We start from the raw sequence: 17,486 nt of genomic DNA, 5'->3' as shown, positions 1-17,486 counted from the left end.
CGAGTCAGTATGGCGCGCGGCGGGGAGCGCCACGCGCGTCGTTGTTGTTACCGGACTTGCGCGATGCGTTTTGGTTCACCGCACATTGCCGCGAAACGCGGGTTGGTAATCTGTCAAACCAATGCCTACAATCAGATTTCGTGCCGACGCCCGGAGCATTCCGGATCGTGGACCGGCCCCGCCCATGGCGCATACAGGCGCCGTTTCCGAGGACCAACGCTATGGTGAACCCGTCGAAATCCGATTGCATCACGATTCTCTCGGCCGCCAGCGAACTTGCCGACGATTCGATGTTGCCGCTCGATCACGGCCGCCTGGGCCTGAGCCGCAACGGCATGCTGGCCGCCGCCGCCTTTCTGGTCGAACGGGCCTGCTTCCGGCGTTATCAGCAAGGCGATGGCAATTATGCCGTGGGCGCCCTGTCGCTGCAGGGACGTCTGCGCCTCGACCAGCTTTCGAACGGCTGACCGGCGGCGCTTCTTCGCTCACTACAAGGGGTCGCCGCTGCGCCGCACGCAACTGAGCATGCTTGCGCGAGGGTACACCGCTTCGCCGTGCCGCGCGTTTCATCGCTTCCATCGGATTCACGGCGCCGCGCGTGCACGTGACGGTGCTTCACGGCTTGCTTCAAGTCTTGCGTCAGGTCTTGCGTCCGGTCTTGCGTCCGGTCTTGCGTCCGGTCGCGCAGCGGGACGGCGCCGGCCGGTCCTACGTCCGGTCGAGCGCCTCGTGCTTGCGTCAGCGAGTGCCGCTGGCGCTCAGAAGTGCGAAGCCCCCACGCCAAAAATGCCAATGATGCCGATGATGATCAGATAGAGCGCGACGATGTAGTTCAACAGGCGCGGCATGACAAGAATCAGAATACCGGCGATCAACGAAACCAGCGGGCCCAAACTGAGTGTGACGTTCATGAAGACTCCGTAGAGTGAGACGCGATTGAAAAAACGCCCCGGCAGGCGGGACAATTGCTACTCATGCTGCGGATTGCCGTTCAACCGGATACCGGTATCCGGATTCGCTGCATGATCCGACGCAACGCTTTTATACTTCTTTCGACAAGAACAACGCTCGACCGATGGCGCGGCAGACCAGAGACACCATAACAACCGATTCAGCCAAATAACCCATGAGGTGGAGGTCATATGCTTCGTCGTCACCGGGCCGCGATGCGTGCCGTCGCAGGTTCTCACCCGCCTTCTGATTGCAGTTCATGGCGCGCGGAGCAGGCTGCTCCACCGCGCTGCGCCCGCTCGATAATAAAAGGTTTTGTGCTCATGGTCTCGATTGTTGCTTCGCATGCGTTTGCGCAAGATTCCGGCCCGGTTCCCGCCGACGGCGTCTATGACATCCTGGTCGGCACCTATACGGGCGCCAGGAGCGAAGGCCTGTACGTGTATCGCTTCGACACGAAGACGGGCGAAGCGACGCGCGTCTCGGTCGCGCAGACGGTCAACCCGTCGTACCTCGCGGTGAGCCGCGATCGCCGCTTCGTGTACGCGGTCAACGAATTGCCCGGCGACAACGGCCCGGCCACGCAGCGCGGCGGCATCAGCGCGTTTCGTTTCGACGCCGCGAGCGGCCAGCTGACGTTCCTCAACAAGGTGTCGGCGGACGGCAATGATCCGTGCTATCTGAGTCTGTCGCCGGACGGCAAATATCTGCTGAGCGCCAACTATTCGGTGGCGGCCGACCCCGGCGGCAGCTTCGCCGTGTTCCCGTTGCAGGCCGACGGCCAGGTCGGCGCGTCGGTGCTCACGGTGCATCACGAAGGCGGCGGCCCGGTGAAGGGCCGCCAGGACAATTCGCATGTTCACTCCACCGTGTTCTCGCCGGACGGCCGCTATCTGTTCGCGCAGGATCTCGGCGCGGACAAGCTGTACTCGTACCGCTACACGCCTGATGGCAGCCGCGGCCTGTTCGGCCCGACCGACTCGCGCTACACCCAGGAAAAAGCGGGCACCGGTCCGCGCCATCTGGTGTTCGGCGCGGACGGCAAGCACGCCTATCTGACCAGCGAACTGGCCGCCACGGTCAGCACGTTCAATTACGCCGACGGCAAGCTCACGCAGGTGCAAACGCTGCCCCTGACCGAGCCGGGCTTCAAGGGCGCGGTGGGCGCGGCGGCAATCCATCTTTCGCCGGACGGGCGTTTTCTGTATGCCACCAATCGTGGCGATGCGAACGAAATCGTGATCTTTTCAGTCGATCCGACCAACGGGCACCTGAAGAAGATCGGGCATCAATCGAGCCTTGGCAAATCGCCGCGCGAATTCGCGATCGACCCGACCGGCAACTGGCTGATCGTCGGCAATCAGAACAGCGATAGCGTGTACGTGTTCAAGCGCGACCCGCAGAGCGGTCTGCTCGAAGCGAATCCGAAGCACTTCGAGCTGGGCTCGCCGGTGGACTTCAAGCTGGTCTCGCCGTCGTGAGTGAGGATGAAACGCGTGATCTGACTGCGCGCGCGGGATGAAAAATGGGCCGCTCGTTGTTCAAGCGGCCCATTTTCTTGCGGGTGGATCGACGCGGGCGATCAGCCGCGATAGCGACTCATTCCGCAGGCCCCGGCGCCAGCACTTCGCGGCTGCCGTTGATGCCCATGGCGGACACGAGGCCAGCGGTTTCCATCTGCTCGACAAGACGCGCCGCGCGGTTATAACCGATACGCAACTGCCGCTGCACCGAGGAGATCGACGCGCGCCGCGTGCGCACCACGAAGGCAACGGCTTCGTCGTACAGCGGATCGGCTTCCGCGTCCGGCGATTCGCCGAACAGGTCCTGCGCCGCGCCGCCTTCGGTGGCCGGGCCGTCGAGAATGCCTTCCTCGTATTGCGGCTCGCCGAACTGCTTCAGGTACTCGACGATCCGGTGCACTTCCTCGTCGGCGACGAACGCGCCGTGCACCCGTTGCGGATAGCCCGTGCCGGGCGGCAGGAACAGCATGTCGCCCTGACCGAGCAGCGACTCGGCGCCCATCTGATCGAGAATCGTGCGCGAGTCGATCTTCGACGACACCTGGAACGCCACGCGCGTCGGAATGTTCGCCTTGATGAGGCCGGTGATCACGTCCACCGACGGCCGCTGCGTCGCCAGAATCAGGTGGATGCCGGCAGCGCGCGCCTTTTGCGCGAGCCGGGCGATCAGTTCCTCGATCTTCTTGCCGGCCACCATCATCAAGTCGGCCAGTTCGTCGATCACGACCACGATCAGCGGCAGCGGCGCGAGCGGCTCGGGCGCTTCCGGCGTCAGCGAGAACGGGTTGCCGAGTTTCTTGCCCTTGGCTTCGGTGTCGCGGATTTTCTGGTTGAAGCCGGCCAGATTGCGCACGCCGACCGCCGACATCAGGCGGTAGCGCTTTTCCATTTCGCCGACACACCAGTTCAGTGCGTTGGCGGCCAGCTTCATGTCGGTGACGACCGGCGCGAGCAGATGGGGAATGCCTTCGTAGACCGACAGCTCCAGCATCTTCGGGTCGATCATGATGAGGCGCACTTCTTCGGGCGTCGCCTTGTAGAGCAACGAGCAGATCATCGCGTTGATGGCCACCGACTTGCCCGAACCGGTCGTGCCAGCGACCAGCATGTGCGGCGCCTTCGCCAGATCGGCGACCACCGGATGGCCAGTGATGTCCTTGCCCATCGCGAGCGTCAACTGCGAATGCGAGTTCTGATAGACGCTCGCTTCGAGAATTTCAGAGAGGCGGATCGTCTGGCGCTTGGCGTTCGGCAATTCGAGGCCCATACACGTTTTGCCGGGAATCGTCTCGACCACGCGGATGGAAGTCAGGCCGAGGCCGCGCGACAAGTCCTTCATCAGACCGACGATCTGGCTGCCGCGCACGCCGAGCGCCGGCTCGACTTCGAAGCGCGTGATGACCGGGCCGGCCGACGCGCCGACGACGGTCACCGGCACCTTGAATTCCTGCAGGCGCTGTTCGATCAGCAGGCCGGTTTCGATCAGCTTTTCTTCGGAGACCGGTTCGACGTCGATGTCCGCGGGCGCGAGCAGGTCGAGCGTGGGCAGTTCGACCATCGATGCCGCGGGCGCGCGGAATTCAAAGCCGTTGGTGGGGCTGTGGCCGCGCAGTGGCGCGCGCGGAGCGGCAGATTCGGCGGGTTCCGTGGATGGGGGCGTGGAGGGTGCCGGATTCGGCGCGGCTGATGGCGTTGCCGCGAGCGATGCCGGCGGTGCCGGCGCGAAGGTGGTGTCGCTGACACGGTCTTCCACCGCGACCGGTTCGTCGACAACGGCATCGGATGCCACAGGCTCGGCCTGAACCGCGAAGCCCGGAAAGCGGACCACGTTCGACGCGTGCGGCGCGATGCCCGGCGGCGCTGTTGCGACAGTTGCGTCTACCGCGTGGGGCGTGGTTGACGTGTCCGATGCGACCTTCAGCGGCGGCATTGCGGCGGCGATATCTGCGGTGTGCGTGCTGGTTGGCGAGCCCGGTGCCTGTGGTGCAGCAGACAGGGCAGGGGAGTCCGCCGTTTCCGTCTGGACCGGCGTGGCGGATTCGCCAAGGCTCGCGCCGCTCGACGACGGCATGGGGACACGTGCCAGAACGACTTCGCTCGATGAAGCAACGCTGTGCACGCTCAGACCGCTCGATGACGAAGTCGCGTGTTGCGACAAGGCCGCATCGAGTTCGGTTTCCCAAGGCACGAGGGTTTTATCGATCACGACTGCTGCGACCGGCGCCGGCGCGGCAGCTTGCGGTTCGGTGACCGGTGCGGCGGCTTGCACGCGTTCGGCGATTGGAGGCACAGCCGGCGCTTCGGCGACTTTCGGTGCGATGACTGCTGAATGAGCCACTGGCTGGCTGAGCATCTGCGCGACTTCGACGCTCGGGCTCGGGTGACTGCCGGCGTGAGGTGTCGATTGCGCCGGGTCGTCTTCGAACTGCGATTCATCCGCGTGCGCTTCGCTCGCCTGCAACTGCGCCGCGAAGATCTGGAACGGCGTCGGCGTAGCGACCGGCGGCACATGCTGCGACGCAGGTGCAGGTGCAGGTGCAGGTGCAGGTGCAGGTGCAGGTGCAGGTGCAGGTGCAGGTGCAGGTGCAGCCGCGGGCTCGACCACCTGCGCCGCCGTCGATGGCGGTTGAATGATTGGCGGTTCGATCGGCCATTGCACGATGGGTTCGCGGCTGGCCGCCAGCGGGACGTCGACCGCGGGTTCCATCCGCGGCGTATCAATGGGTGCTTCTGTCGGGCCGTCACTCGATGCACTGTCGACAACGTCGAACGAAGGCACAGACGCGTCCGGCGCCGGAGGCGCTTCAACTGCATCCGTTCGCGGCACATCCACATCCGATTGCCGAACCTCGAACGACTGCACGGCGTCAGGCGCATTCGTGACTTTCACGGTGTCCGCGCTGCTGCGCGCGAGGCTGACTCCGGCAAGATCGGTCCAGCGGGCTGCATTTTCCGCGATGCTGCGAAGCGTCTCCTGGACGCTGGGGGGCGGCGTGACTTTCTGCGACGTGGGCATCGGGCGCGTGAAGCTGGGCGGCGGCCGTCGCATTGCCGGCGTCGGCGCGACTTCGCCCGAATGCGGGGCGGGCGAGAACGCTTGCCGGGGCGCTGGTGGACGATTGACCGAAGCCGCCGAGGCACTCGTACCTTGGGGCGCCGTCGACGGACGACCCGCATGAACGCTTGCCTTCCCCTCGGAGCCCGCAACCGGGGGGGGCGCGGCCGCGCCCGGCACGGCACGCGCCGTTGCCGCGGCGTGCGCCGCCGCTTGAGCTACTCTGGCGGCGGCAGCACCGGCAGCACCGGCAGCACCGGCAGCACCGGCAGCACCGGCAGCACCAGCAGCACCAGCAGCACCGGCAGCACCGGCAGCACCCGGAGCGAAGGCAGCACCAGCCGCCAGTCCCGCCCTGACTCCCGGCGATCCCGCCGCCCGTTGCTCGCCGGCCGAGCGACGACCAACCTGCGATGCACTCTCGCGAGCCGCGGCGGCGGGTGCGCCCGATCCCGCCATCGAACCCGCTGCCGGCGCGGCCGCGCGCGATCCGGCGTCGCGCAACCAGCCAGCCGGCGCGACCGGCTCGGCCGGCATCCAGGCAGCGTTGTCCGCGTCGAGTGGTTGCGTTTGCATCGGCACATGTCGCGGCGGCGAGGTCGCAACGCCAGTGCGCAGCACCGGCTCGGCCTGCGCCGCCTGGCTGCGCGGCGCCGCCGCCGCGGTGCGCCAGCTGGCGCCGGCGCCACGCGCGGCCGCATCCTTGCTGGCAGCCGCCGCAGCGCCGGCCGCCGCGTCGCGTCCACGGACCGGCGGCCGCCAGACCGTCGGACGCGCGTAACGCCCATTGGTTTTGGGCGCCATCGTATTGGTGGCCGGCGAAACGTGCGACGGCAATCCATCGTCGACACTGCGATGCCGGCGCGCTTCCTCGTCGCGTTTGGCGAGGCCGCGCGACAGGCCGAGGCCGAAGGCGCCGTCGGCCCATGCGGCGAAGTCGCGCCAGCGGAAGTCGATCAGCCAGGGCAGGCTGACGAGGAGCAGCGCGAGCGCCGCCACGGGCGTGCCGATATGCCCGAGCAGATGACCGAAGCCCGCGGCCAGCGCATGGCCGAAGCCATTCACACCGGCCACGCCGATCAGCGATGCCTCGAGCGTGCAGCTCGCCAACAGCACGCAGACGAAGCCGAGCCAGAGCCGGATCGTGCCGGGACCGCGCAGACCTGCGCCGCCGGGCAGAGCCGACTTCACGAGACGCCACAAAAGAGGAATGAACCAGACGGCTGACCCGCCGAACCAGCCGAAAACTACCGTGTGCATACTAGACATCGACGAATGACGGACGCGCGCAAACGCAATCCGTCGAGTTTAAACCGGCGAAGCCCGACGCTTCGAAGGCAGACGCAAGTATGCTTGCGTCCCATTGGAAAGCAGACCGGCCGCGGCCTGCCGTCGGTGAAAAACAACGGCTGTCGGGACAGCCTTCACCCGTCATACGGACCGTCCCGATCGCGGCGTGCTGCGTGGGCGGGCTCGCTTGTCAACGCGCCTCGCCATCGACCGGGCGACCCGCATCCCGCTCATTTCGTGCTGCGGTCGAAGGTCAACGTGTCGCCGTTGTCGAGCACCAGCTGCATCTGCTGCGGCGCGCGCATCTGCACGCCGGTGCGCTCGATGTGCGTGAGCGCGTTCAGATACGCGCCTTCGATCTGCCCGCCCGGCGTCATGCACGCCATGCGCGTGCCGCCCAGCGTGCCGAAGTTCAGCTTGCCGTCTTTCAGCGCGTACGAGCCCATGTAGCGGTTGCAGCCGGAAAAGCCGCTGGCATGGCGTTGGCCGGTCGAGGTGGAAAGCGTGAGCGTGATCGGCGCGCTCTCGCTCGCGGATGGAATCGCGCGCACCGTGCCGTCGGCCTGTTTCCAGGCGCTCAGCACCCAGCTGGTGTCGTCGAGCAGTTGCGCGGCGGCGGGGTTGAACGGATCCGGCGCGACGGCCTCCGAGTCCGGATGTTTCGGGATCGCGCAGGCGCTCAACAGCGCGGCGACGCTCAACGCGGCGAGGGCGGTACGCAGATACGGGGTGAAGCGCGCAACACGTCGCGCGGAGGAGCTTTGGAGCATGGCGTCGTTCCTCTTCAAACTGGCGAAGGCGTAAGGGTAACGCACTAAGCTCGCCGCACGCGAGAGCATCGGCGTACCACGTGCTTATTCAGAGCGCCGCGGCGGCGCCTGCGCGCCGTCGTCGCCCTACGGTTGCCCGGCTATTTCCCTGTACGCGCGGATCAGGATGGGGCCGCCGCGAGCAAGGTGCGGCGAGGGGCCCGCATGTTAACATCGTGTTCCACCCAATCCCACCCTCATCCGACTTTTATCTGGAGACCCCATGCAGATCGGCCAACGGATCGGCACGCCCCTTTCTGAATCCGCCACGCGTGTCATGCTGCTCGGTGCCGGCGAGCTCGGCAAGGAAGTGATCATCGCGCTGCAACGGCTGGGCGTCGAAGTGATCGCCGTCGACCGTTACCCGAATGCGCCGGGCCACCAGGTGGCGCACCGCGCGCACGTGATCGACATGACCGACCGCGCCGCCTTGCGCGCGCTGGTCGAACAGGAGCGCCCCCATCTGATCGTCCCCGAGATCGAGGCGATCGCGACCGACGCGCTCGCGGCCATCGAAAGCGACGGTCTCGCCGAAGTGATCCCGACCGCGCGCGCCACGCAGCTCACCATGAACCGCGAGGGCATCCGCCGTCTCGCCGCCGAGGAACTCGGCTTGCCGACCTCGCCGTACGCGTTCGCCGACTCGCTCGACGAACTGCGCGCGGGCATCGCCAAAGTCGGCTATCCGTGCGTGGTGAAGCCGGTCATGTCGTCCTCGGGCAAGGGGCAGTCGGTGCTGCGCGGCGACGCCGACGTCGAACCCGCCTGGCAATACGCGCTGGCGGGCGGCCGGGTGAATCATGGCCGCGTGATCGTCGAAGGCTTTATCGACTTCGAATACGAAATCACCCAGCTGACCGTGCGCGCCATCGACCCGGCGAGCGGCGAAGTCAGCACGTATTTCTGCGACCCGATCGGCCACGTGCAGGTGGCGGGCGACTACGTCGAATCGTGGCAGCCGCAGCCCATGAGCCCGCTCGCGCTCGAACGTTCGCGTGAGGTGGCGCACAAGGTCACGGCCGCGCTCGGCGGGCGCGGCCTGTTCGGCGTGGAACTTTTCGTGCGCGGCGACGACGTATGGTTTTCGGAAGTGAGTCCGCGTCCGCACGACACCGGCCTCGTCACGCTGTGCTCGCAGCGCTTTTCCGAATTCGAATTGCACGCACGCGCGATCCTCGGTTTGCCGGTGGACACGTCGCTGCGGGCGCCGGGCGCCTCGGCGGTGATCTACGGCGGTCTCGACGAGACCGGCATTGCGTTCGAAGGCGTCGCCGCGGCGTTGGCGGTGCCGAACGCGGACCTGCGCCTGTTCGGCAAGCCGGAGAGTTTCGTCAAGCGCCGCATGGGTGTGGCGCTCGCCACGGGCGAAACCACCGACCAGGCACGCTCGCGCGCAAAGCAGGCTGCGGCGGCGGTGCGGCCGGTATCGGCAAAGTGAGCGCCGGCGAGGCGCAGCGCGAATCGCCGATGTGGCGAATCACCACGCGCCGCGCACCGGCATTGTCGCCGCGCGCCCGGCATAATCGCCACGCGCGATCTGAATGACGGGCTCATCGGGCTCGTCGACGTAGGGGAACGTATGGCGCTGGAAGTCGGCAACAAAACATGGCGCGGTTGGGCCGCCCGTCTCGGCGTACTCGGCGCGCTGCTCGCGCCGTGTGCCGGCTTGACGGGATGCGGCCTCGCGGCCGCGCCGTGCCGGATCGCTTCGGCCGGCTTGAAGATCGTGCCTGTGGTCGGCCACGTGGCCGCCGCGCCGACCGATGCGTGCGCCGACGTGATCGATCCCTGACCGATTCACGTCGTCTGTCATGAGCCGCAGCCCCGCGGCGCGACACGCCGGACTGCGTCCGTATTCGACTGGCAGCAACGAACGAGGCATCTCATGAAGAAATGGCTGGTGGCGGTAATCACGGCGGCGGGGCTCGCTGCGCTTTACGGCGGCGCGAGCGCCGCGCCGTCGCAGTTCTCGGAGATTCAGGCGAAGAACCGTCAAACGCACAAATACACCTGTGCGACCGGCAAGATTCTGCAGGTCACTTACTGGAACACGGCGAACGGCCAGAGCTTCGCGCTCGTGCCGGTGAACGGCAAGCAAATGCTGTTCGTCAACACCATGGCGGCTTCCGGCGCCAAATATCAGGCCGGCAGCTACACATGGTGGACCAAGGGGCCGCGCGCCGATCTGTATGACGCCATGGCCGGCGAGAACGCGCCGCCCATTCTGTCGGACTGCGTCACCATCAATCGCTAAGCGCGACGCGGCGGCCCGTCCCACCTGCGCCGCCGCTTGCCTCGTCGAACATGGGCCGTGCGGCATTGGTTGCCGGCGCACATCATTTCCATTCGAGTAGTAAGCTGTGCCGCATGGCATTGGCCGTGCGCCCACGTGATGCCATCAAGTCATGCCATGCTCCGTCCGCATGGCCGTCGTCGTCTTCGATCGTCCGTTTCCGGACCCCGGCAGTGGGGGTCGCGGCCCGCGTCCGTATCATCAAGCGAGACTCTCAATGAAAGCATCGGACCTGTTCGTCAAATCGCTGGAAGCCGAAGGTATCGAGTATGTGTTCGGTATTCCCGGTGAAGAAAATCTCGATCTGCTCGAATCGCTGCGCCGCTCGAAAATCCGTCTGATCCTCACGCGTCATGAACAGGCGGCCGGTTTCATGGCCGCCACTTACGGGCGTCTCACCGGCCGCATCGGCGTGTGTCTGGCGACCCTCGGCCCGGGCGCGACCAACCTCGTGACCGCCGCCGCATACGCGCAACTGGGCGGCATGCCGATGCTGATGGTCACCGGGCAAAAGCCGATCAAGTCGAGCAAGCAGGGGCATTTCCAGATCGTCGACGTGGTGCGCATGATGGAGCCGCTCACCAAATACACGCGGCAGATCGTGTCGGTCAGCAATATTCCGGCGGCGGTGCGCGAGGCGGTGCGTCAGGCGGAAGAAGAGCGGCCCGGCGCCACGCACCTCGAATTGCCCGAAGACGTCGCGCATGAAGAGGGCGATGGCAAGCCGATTCCGAAGAGCTATAGCCGCCGTCCCGTGGCCGAGGAAAAAGCCGTGGCGCGCGCGGTCGAGGCGATTACCCACGCGAAGCATCCGTTATTGATGATCGGCGCGGGCGGCAATCGCAAGACCACCACCAAAATGCTGCGCGAGTTCGTCGACCAGATCGGCATTCCGTTCTTCACCACGCAGATGGGTAAAGGCGTGATCGACGAATCGCATCCCATGTGGCTCGGCAATGCGACGCTCTCCGACGGCGACTTCGTGCACCGCGCGATCGACCACGCGGACTGCATCATCAATGTCGGTCACGACGTGATCGAGAAGCCGCCGTTTTTCATGCGCAGCGGCGACGCGGGCGAGAAGACGGTGATTCACGTCAACTTCCTCGGCGCGGAGGTCGATACGGTGTACTTCCCGCAGATCGAAGTGGTCGGCGATATCGCCAACGCCGTGTGGCAGCTCAAGGAAAGCCTCAAGGCGCGGCAGGAGCACTGGGACTTCACGCGCTTCAAGGAAATCAAGGCGCACTTCGAGGCGCATCTGGTCAAAGGCCAGCACGACGACCGCTTTCCCATGTATCCGGTGCGGATCGTCAACGACGTGTACGAGACCACGCCGGTGGACGGCATCGTGTGCCTGGACAACGGCATGTACAAGATCTGGTTCGCCCGCTACTACCGCGCGCACGAGCCGAATTCGCTGTTGCTCGACAACGCGCTGGCCTCGATGGGCGCGGGCCTGCCGTCCGCGATCGCCACCAAGATCGTGCATCCGGACCGCAAGGTCATGGCCGTGTGCGGCGACGGCGGTTTCATGATGAATTCGCAGGAACTGGAAACGGCGGTGCGTCTGAGGCTGGATCTGGTGATCCTGATCCTGCGTGACGACGCGTTCGGCATGATCCGCTGGAAGCAGGAAAACATGAACTTCCCCGACTACGGCATGACGCTGAGCAATCCGGATTTCGTCGCGTATGCGCAAAGCTATGGGGCGAAGGGTCACCGTATCGAATCGGCGGCGGAGTTCGCGCCGCTGCTGCGCGAATGTTTCGTCACGCCGGGCGTGCATGTGATCGATCTGCCGATCGACTATTCGGATAACGAGCGCGTGCTCAATCGCGAGATCAAGCGGCTTTCGGCGCAGCTGTGAACGGCGGGTGACCGACAGATGAATGACGGATGAGCGGCAGATGAGCGGGCGAGGGGCATGCCCCTTGCTGGCAGTCTGACTTCTACAGGCATCGGATCAAGGAGACGCGTCATGTTGAAAAAGACCTACCCATACTATCTTGCTAACGTTGCGGTGGCCGCCAACACCGATCTCGAAGTCACCGATAAATTCAGCGGCGAAGTCGCCACCCGTGTCGCGATGGCCGACGCCGCGGCGATCGACAAGGCGATCGGGTACGCCGTCGACGCCATGCCCGCGTTGCGCGCGTTCCCGCCGTTCAAGCGCCAGGCGGTGCTCGAACATTGTGTGAAGCGCTTTCGCGAGCGTTACGACGAGCTGGCGCTCGCGCTGTGCATCGAAGCGGGCAAGCCGATCAACGACTCGAAAGGCGAGGTCACGCGCCTGATCGATACATTCAAGGTGGCCGCGGAGGAAGCGGTGCGCATCGACGGGGAGATCGTCAATCTGGAGATCTCGCCGCGCGCCAAGGGTTACCACGGTTATGTGAAGCGGGTGCCGATCGGCCCGTGCTCGTTTATTTCGCCGTTCAATTTTCCATTGAACCTGACCGCGCACAAGGTCGCGCCGGCCATCGCGGCGGGCGTGCCGTTCGTATTGAAGCCGGCGAGCCGCACGCCGGTCGGCGCGCTCATCATGGGCGAGATTCTGGCGGAAACCGATCTGCCCAAAGGCGCATTCTCGATTCTCCCCGCGCATCGCGACGGCGCCGATCTCTTTACCACCGACGAGCGCTTCAAATTGCTGTCCTTCACCGGCTCGCCCGCGGTGGGCTGGGATTTGAAGAAGAAGGCGGGCAAGAAAAAGGTGATTCTGGAATTGGGCGGCAACGCGGCGGCGATCGTCGACGGCGATCAGGGCGAGAAGCTCGACTATGTGGTGGACCGGCTCGCGTTCGGCGCGTTCTATCAGTCGGGGCAAAGCTGCATCGGCGTGCAGCGGATTCTGGTGCACGCGAAGGTCTATGATGCGTTGCGCGAGAAGCTGATCGCCAAAACGAAGTCGCTGGTGATGGGCGATCCGAAAGACGAAAAGACCTTCGTCGGGCCGATGATCTCCGAATCGGAGTCCAAACGCCTTGCCGGCTGGATGGAAAGCGCGGTGCAGGCGGGTGCGAAAATCGTCGCGGGCGGCAAGGTCGAAGGCGCCATGTTCGAGGCCACGCTGCTCGAAGGCGTGAAACGCGACACGGATCTGTATCGCAAGGAGGCCTTCGGGCCGGTGGCCATTCTGGAACGTTTCGACGACTTCGACGCCGCGCTCGCCACTGTCAACGACAGCGACTTCGGCCTGCAGGCGGGCGTGTTCACGGATTCGCTCGCGCACGCGCATCGCGCGTGGGACGAACTCGACGTGGGCGGCGTGGTGATCAACGACGTGCCGTCGTTCCGGGTCGACAACATGCCGTATGGCGGCGTGAAAGATTCCGGGCTCGGCCGTGAAGGCGTGCGCTACGCAATCGAGGACATGACCGAGATGCGCCTCATGGTGATGCGCGAGACGTGGTGAAAGCGTGAAACGGTGTGGCGGCGCGCTGTCACGCCACTGTCGTCTCCGCGAACTACGCTCGCGAGCGAGGCGCGCCGGTGCTTTGCGGCGAGTCGCCGGCCCGTGCGCTGTGCGCCGGCGGCCGGCTTTCGCCGGCGTAAGCAGAAAGCCCGCACATGCGCCATGAGTGTTTTTGCTGAAGTGCTACAATACCGGCCTTTCCGGCGGGTGTTTCCGCCGGCCGGAGCCGGCCGCATTTTTTCCCGCAGTACTATCGGGTCCCGTGCGGAACGCCGTGGCTCCGCCTTCATCACAATGCCCTCTGCGGTTCCGACCGCTGCCGCGCGCACGCGCCAAGCGCATTTTTAGCGAAAGCCACCATGTCCGACACACCCGTCACGCCCAGCACTGCGACTTTTGATCAATTCGGCCTCGCGCCCGACATCCTGAAAGCCGTCAAAGACTCGGGCTACACCATCCCCACGCCGATCCAGGCGCAGGCGATTCCCGTCGTGCTGGCCGGCCGCGACGTCATGGGCGCCGCGCAGACCGGCACCGGCAAGACGGCGAGCTTCTCGCTGCCGATCATCCAGCGGCTGTTGCCGCAGGCGAGCACGAGCGCTTCGCCCGCCCGCCATCCGGTACGCGCGCTGATTCTCACGCCGACGCGCGAACTGGCCGACCAGGTTGCCGCCAACGTGCAGGCGTACGCGAAGCACACCGCGCTGCGCAGCGCCGTGGTGTTCGGCGGCGTGGATATGAATCCGCAATCCGAGCAACTGCGCCGCGGCGTCGAGATTCTGATCGCTACGCCTGGCCGCCTGCTCGATCACGTGCAACAGAAAACCGCCAACCTGGGCCAGGTGCAGATCCTCGTGCTCGACGAAGCCGACCGCATGCTCGACATGGGCTTCCTGCCGGATCTGCAGCGCATCCTGAACCTGCTGCCGAAAGAACGTCAGACGCTGCTGTTCTCGGCCACGTTCTCGGGCGAAATCAAGAAGCTCGCCGCCACGTATCTGCGCGACCCGCAGACCATCGAAGTGGCGCGCAGCAACTCGACCGCGACCAACGTGACGCAAATCGTCTACGAGGTCGCCGAGGGCGACAAGACCGGCGCGGTCGTGCAACTGATTCGCGAACGCGGCCTCAAGCAGGTGATCGTGTTCTGCAACAGCAAGATCGGCGCGAGCCGTCTCGCGCGCAGTCTTGAGCGCGACGGCGTGGTGGCGACCGCGATTCACGGCGACCGCACGCAGAATGAACGCATGCAGGCGCTCGACGCGTTCAAGCGCGGCGAGATCGAAGCGCTGGTGGCGACCGACGTCGCCGCGCGCGGCCTGGATATCGCGGAGCTGCCGGCAGTGATCAACTTCGATCTGCCGTTCAACGCGGAAGACTATGTGCACCGCATCGGCCGTACCGGCCGTGCGGGTGCTTCGGGCGACGCGCTGTCGCTGTGCAGCCCGAATGAGCGCAAGCAGCTTGCCGATATCGAGAAGCTCATCAAGCGTCCGCTGGACGTGCAGCGCCTGACGGTGGAAGCGCCGGTGCGGCATCACCATGAAGAGCGCGCGCCGCGTCGCGAGCGTAGCAGCGAAGGGCGTGAAGACCGTGGCAGCCGTCGGCGCACGGGTGCGTCCTCGTCGGGGTCGTTCGACCGGCCGCATCACCACCGCGCGCAGCCTGTGGATGATTTCTTCCTGAAGCCTTACGAGCCGTCGCCGTCATCGATTCGCAAGGTCGAAGAGGCCGACGCTGCGTCGGCCGCGCCGCAGAAGCCGGCTTCCAAGCAGCCGCTGGCAGCGCTGCTGGGCGGCTTCGGGATGCCGCGCAAGTCGCCCTCGTCGTCCTGATTCTGGTTTGTCGGCGCGGCTTGGTTGGATTGGCCGCGCTGGGCCGGACTTCGCCGCAAGCGGGGCCGTGGCGGAAAGCGCGCCGAATTTGGGACGCTTCGAAAGCTCGGAGCGCACCGCGCCAGTGCGCTAGTCGCCGCGGCGACTCCGTGCGATGCTCGCCACGCCCGGCGAGATCACAGTCAGACGCGAATCGCGTTTATGCCGCCGGCAATCCCATTCTCTTTGCCCATGCCGCCGTGGCGGCAGCGTAAAAGCCGTCTAGCGTCGTATGGGCCGCGGCGCTTTCCATTCCGAGTCCCAGGTGCCGTGCGGCCGCGCTCAGCGCATCCAGTGGCGTGTCGCCGTCCAGCGCCTTGGCTCCGTTCTGCTTGCTGAGTTTTTCGCCCTGTTCGTTCATGACGACGGGCACATGCAAATACTCAGGCGTCGGCACGCCCAGGCGGCGCTGCAGATAGATCTGCCGCGCCGTCGAATCCATCAGATCCGCGCCGCGCACAATGTGCGTGATGTTCGCGTCCGCGTCGTCGACGACCACCGCCAGTTGATAGGCCCATTGATCGTCCGCGCGCTTCAGCACGAAATCGCCCACCTCGGTGGCCAGATTCTGCGACTGCTGGCCCTGCCAGCGGTCTTGGAACGTGACGATCGCGGCGTCGCCGTCGGGCACGCGCAGACGCCATGCGCGCGCCGGTTTGCCATGCAGGCCGGTGCGGCAGGTGCCGGGATAGGCGAGGGTGGTATTGCGCGCATGCGCGTGCAGCAGCGAGTCGGCAATTTCCTTGCGCGTGCAGCCGCACGGATAGATCATGCCGGCGGCCCTCAGTTGCTCCAGCGCCTGCTCGTAACGCCCCAGACGGGTGCTTTGCCAGACGGGCGGTTCGTCCGCATGCAGGCCAAAGCGTTCGAGGGTGGCGAGAATCTGTTCGGCGGCACCCGGCACGGTGCGCGGGCCGTCGATGTCTTCGATGCGAACGAGCCACGCGCCGCGATGCGCGCGCGCGTCCAGCCAGCTTGCGAGCGCGCTGACCAGCGAGCCGAAATGCAGCGGCCCGGTGGGCGACGGCGCGAAGCGTCCGCGGTAGATCATGGCTGGAGACTCGCGTTTCGCGCGGATGCCTGCGCGCGCAAGCCGCCGTTGCGGGGACTGCGGCGGTCTGTCACGCGGCGCGCGCCGCCTTGCTGTCCGGATGACACGCCGGACACGTCTTGCCGGCCACGTACATCGGCGATTGTTGCGCGTCCGGCGTGACCACGGCCCGGCAGCCGAAACACTGGGTGGTCTTGCTGGGCTCCAGTTGCGGATTGAGTGCCGTGCGGTAGTCGAACACGAAGCAGTCGCCGTGATAATGCGCGCCGCCCACTTCTTCGAAGTATTTCAGAATGCCGCCCTCGAGCTGGTAGACGTTCTCGATGCCGACGTCCTTCATGTGAATCGCGGCCTTCTCGCAGCGAATTCCGCCCGTGCAGAACGAGACGACCGTCTTGCCTTCCAGATCCGCGCGATTCTGCTCGATCACCTCGGGAAACTCGCTGAATTTCGTAATGCGGTAGTCGAGCGCGTTGTCGAACGTGCCGACGTCGACTTCGAATGCATTGCGCGTGTCGAGCATCACCACGGGGCGGCCCTGGTCGTCATGACCGCGGTCCAGCCAGTTTTTCAGCGTGGGCGCGTCGACAAACGGCGCGCGGCCGAGCTCCGGCCGGATGGCCGGCTTTTTCATCGTGATGATCTCGCGCTTGAGCTTGACCAGCATGCGCGTGAACGGCTGCTTGTCCGACAGGCTTTCCTTGAACTGCAGATTCGCGAATTTACCCTCGAACAGCGCGTCGTGACGGATGTAGTCGATGAACGCGTCGGTGCTCTCGCGCGTGCCGGCGACGAACAGGTTGATGCCTTCCGGCGCGAGCAGAACGGTGCCCTTCAGGCCCAGCGCATTGCAGCGGTCCGTCACGAACGGGCGCCATGCGGCGGTGTCTTCGATAGTCGCGAAGTGATACGAAGAGAGGTTGACGATACTCATAAGTGTCCAGCGGTAAGAGGTGACCGGCGTTGGGGAAAAAGGGGCGCACTGGGCTCCCGCCTGCCGCCATGCGGCACGGCCACGTCGAATAAGGCGAAACCCGTATTATCCCTCAACCCGGCGCTTTCCCCGACTCGGCCGAATGGCCAGTGGGTTGCGGTAGCGCAAATCGCCGGCGAACTTGCCGCGGCTCCGCGGCGCTCGACCGGCCGTGCGCATGGTCCGCCGCCGGCCGGGCGCCAGTACACGCGGCTTACGCGTGTGCGTCCTAAGCCGGTCGGCTAACGC

13 protein-coding genes are annotated in these 17,486 nt (G+C 65.7%); 8 read left to right on the top strand and 5 right to left on the bottom strand.

What is annotated here, in order from left to right; all coding sequences use genetic code 11:
• Positions 1–221: 221 nt before the first annotated feature.
• Positions 222–467, top strand: coding sequence for a hypothetical protein (locus CJU94_RS19135; protein WP_095420033.1), 246 nt, complete (start codon positions 222–224; stop codon positions 465–467).
• Between the two features lie 291 nt (positions 468–758).
• Here CJU94_RS19135 and CJU94_RS19130 read toward each other — a convergent pair whose 3' ends face one another.
• Positions 759–911 carry a DUF3096 domain-containing protein gene (locus tag CJU94_RS19130; protein WP_073429502.1) on the bottom strand — a complete coding sequence of 51 codons (153 nt, stop codon included), beginning with the start codon at positions 909–911 and terminating at the stop codon, positions 759–761.
• Positions 912–1,142: 231 nt separating this feature from the next.
• Between CJU94_RS19130 and CJU94_RS19125 the strand changes: the two genes are divergently transcribed.
• Positions 1,143–2,432, top strand: coding sequence for a lactonase family protein (locus CJU94_RS19125; RefSeq protein WP_095420032.1), 1,290 nt, complete (start codon positions 1,143–1,145; stop codon positions 2,430–2,432).
• 118 nt (positions 2,433–2,550) lie between these two features.
• Here CJU94_RS19125 and CJU94_RS42270 read toward each other — a convergent pair whose 3' ends face one another.
• Together CJU94_RS42270 and CJU94_RS19115 are read right to left on the bottom strand one after the other, a co-directional pair.
• Positions 2,551–6,789: a DNA translocase FtsK gene (locus CJU94_RS42270; protein ID WP_095420031.1), complete on the bottom strand. Its 4,239-nt coding sequence runs from the start codon at positions 6,787–6,789 to the stop codon at positions 2,551–2,553.
• 260 nt (positions 6,790–7,049) lie between these two features.
• Positions 7,050–7,589, bottom strand: a complete 540-nt coding sequence (locus CJU94_RS19115; protein WP_095420030.1) for an META domain-containing protein — start codon at positions 7,587–7,589, stop codon at positions 7,050–7,052.
• Positions 7,590–7,851: 262 nt separating this feature from the next.
• On the opposite strand from CJU94_RS19115, the gene purT reads away from it, so the two are divergent.
• The 6 genes from purT to CJU94_RS19080 all read left to right on the top strand — a co-directional run bounded on the left by purT (position 7,852) and on the right by CJU94_RS19080 (position 15,174).
• On the top strand, positions 7,852–9,066 hold the full coding sequence (gene purT / locus CJU94_RS19110) for a formate-dependent phosphoribosylglycinamide formyltransferase (RefSeq protein ID WP_095420029.1): 1,215 nt from the start codon (positions 7,852–7,854) through the stop codon (positions 9,064–9,066).
• Positions 9,067–9,207: 141 nt separating this feature from the next.
• Positions 9,208–9,420, top strand: a complete 213-nt coding sequence (locus tag CJU94_RS19105) for a DUF6726 family protein (RefSeq protein WP_095420028.1) — start codon at positions 9,208–9,210, stop codon at positions 9,418–9,420.
• A 93-nt stretch (positions 9,421–9,513) separates the two neighbouring features.
• On the top strand, positions 9,514–9,882 hold the full coding sequence (locus CJU94_RS19100; RefSeq protein WP_095420027.1) for an MliC family protein: 369 nt from the start codon (positions 9,514–9,516) through the stop codon (positions 9,880–9,882).
• 256 nt (positions 9,883–10,138) lie between these two features.
• Positions 10,139–11,791: an acetolactate synthase large subunit gene (locus tag CJU94_RS19095; protein WP_095420026.1), complete on the top strand. Its 1,653-nt coding sequence runs from the start codon at positions 10,139–10,141 to the stop codon at positions 11,789–11,791.
• A gap of 111 nt (positions 11,792–11,902) precedes the next feature.
• On the top strand, positions 11,903–13,339 hold the full coding sequence (locus CJU94_RS19090; protein ID WP_095420025.1) for an aldehyde dehydrogenase family protein: 1,437 nt from the start codon (positions 11,903–11,905) through the stop codon (positions 13,337–13,339).
• A 359-nt stretch (positions 13,340–13,698) separates the two neighbouring features.
• Positions 13,699–15,174, top strand: a complete 1,476-nt coding sequence (locus CJU94_RS19080; protein ID WP_095420024.1) for a DEAD/DEAH box helicase — start codon at positions 13,699–13,701, stop codon at positions 15,172–15,174.
• Between the two features lie 199 nt (positions 15,175–15,373).
• On the opposite strand, the gene gluQRS is transcribed toward CJU94_RS19080, so the two are convergent.
• Both gluQRS and CJU94_RS19070 read right to left on the bottom strand, forming a co-directional pair.
• Entirely contained in the window at positions 15,374–16,264 is an 891-nt protein-coding gene (gluQRS, locus tag CJU94_RS19075; protein WP_095420023.1) for a tRNA glutamyl-Q(34) synthetase GluQRS, read from the bottom strand.
• A 70-nt stretch (positions 16,265–16,334) separates the two neighbouring features.
• Positions 16,335–17,198 (bottom strand): sulfurtransferase, encoded by an 864-nt coding sequence (locus CJU94_RS19070; protein ID WP_095420022.1) that lies wholly within the window; start codon positions 17,196–17,198, stop codon positions 16,335–16,337.
• Positions 17,199–17,486: the final 288 nt, after the last annotated feature.

The sequence above is a fragment of the Paraburkholderia aromaticivorans genome (assembly GCF_002278075.1).
GTDB lineage: Bacteria > Pseudomonadota > Gammaproteobacteria > Burkholderiales > Burkholderiaceae > Paraburkholderia > Paraburkholderia aromaticivorans.
Note: the sequence above shows the minus strand (reverse complement) of the source record. Positions and strands in the feature narration are given on the sequence as shown.

Coding starts and splice junctions, on each gene's coding strand:
- CJU94_RS19070 (WP_095420022.1), bottom strand. CDS start 17,198: ATGAGTATCGTCAACCTCTCTTCGTATCACTTCGCGACTATCGAAGAC.
- CJU94_RS42270 (WP_095420031.1), bottom strand. CDS start 6,789: ATGCACACGGTAGTTTTCGGCTGGTTCGGCGGGTCAGCCGTCTGGTTC.
- CJU94_RS19100 (WP_095420027.1), top strand. CDS start 9,514: ATGAAGAAATGGCTGGTGGCGGTAATCACGGCGGCGGGGCTCGCTGCG.
- purT (WP_095420029.1), top strand. CDS start 7,852: ATGCAGATCGGCCAACGGATCGGCACGCCCCTTTCTGAATCCGCCACG.
- CJU94_RS19125 (WP_095420032.1), top strand. CDS start 1,143: ATGCTTCGTCGTCACCGGGCCGCGATGCGTGCCGTCGCAGGTTCTCAC.
- CJU94_RS19090 (WP_095420025.1), top strand. CDS start 11,903: ATGTTGAAAAAGACCTACCCATACTATCTTGCTAACGTTGCGGTGGCC.
- CJU94_RS19080 (WP_095420024.1), top strand. CDS start 13,699: ATGTCCGACACACCCGTCACGCCCAGCACTGCGACTTTTGATCAATTC.
- CJU94_RS19095 (WP_095420026.1), top strand. CDS start 10,139: ATGAAAGCATCGGACCTGTTCGTCAAATCGCTGGAAGCCGAAGGTATC.
- CJU94_RS19130 (WP_073429502.1), bottom strand. CDS start 911: ATGAACGTCACACTCAGTTTGGGCCCGCTGGTTTCGTTGATCGCCGGT.
- CJU94_RS19135 (WP_095420033.1), top strand. CDS start 222: ATGGTGAACCCGTCGAAATCCGATTGCATCACGATTCTCTCGGCCGCC.
- gluQRS (WP_095420023.1), bottom strand. CDS start 16,264: ATGATCTACCGCGGACGCTTCGCGCCGTCGCCCACCGGGCCGCTGCAT.
- CJU94_RS19115 (WP_095420030.1), bottom strand. CDS start 7,589: ATGCTCCAAAGCTCCTCCGCGCGACGTGTTGCGCGCTTCACCCCGTAT.
- CJU94_RS19105 (WP_095420028.1), top strand. CDS start 9,208: ATGGCGCTGGAAGTCGGCAACAAAACATGGCGCGGTTGGGCCGCCCGT.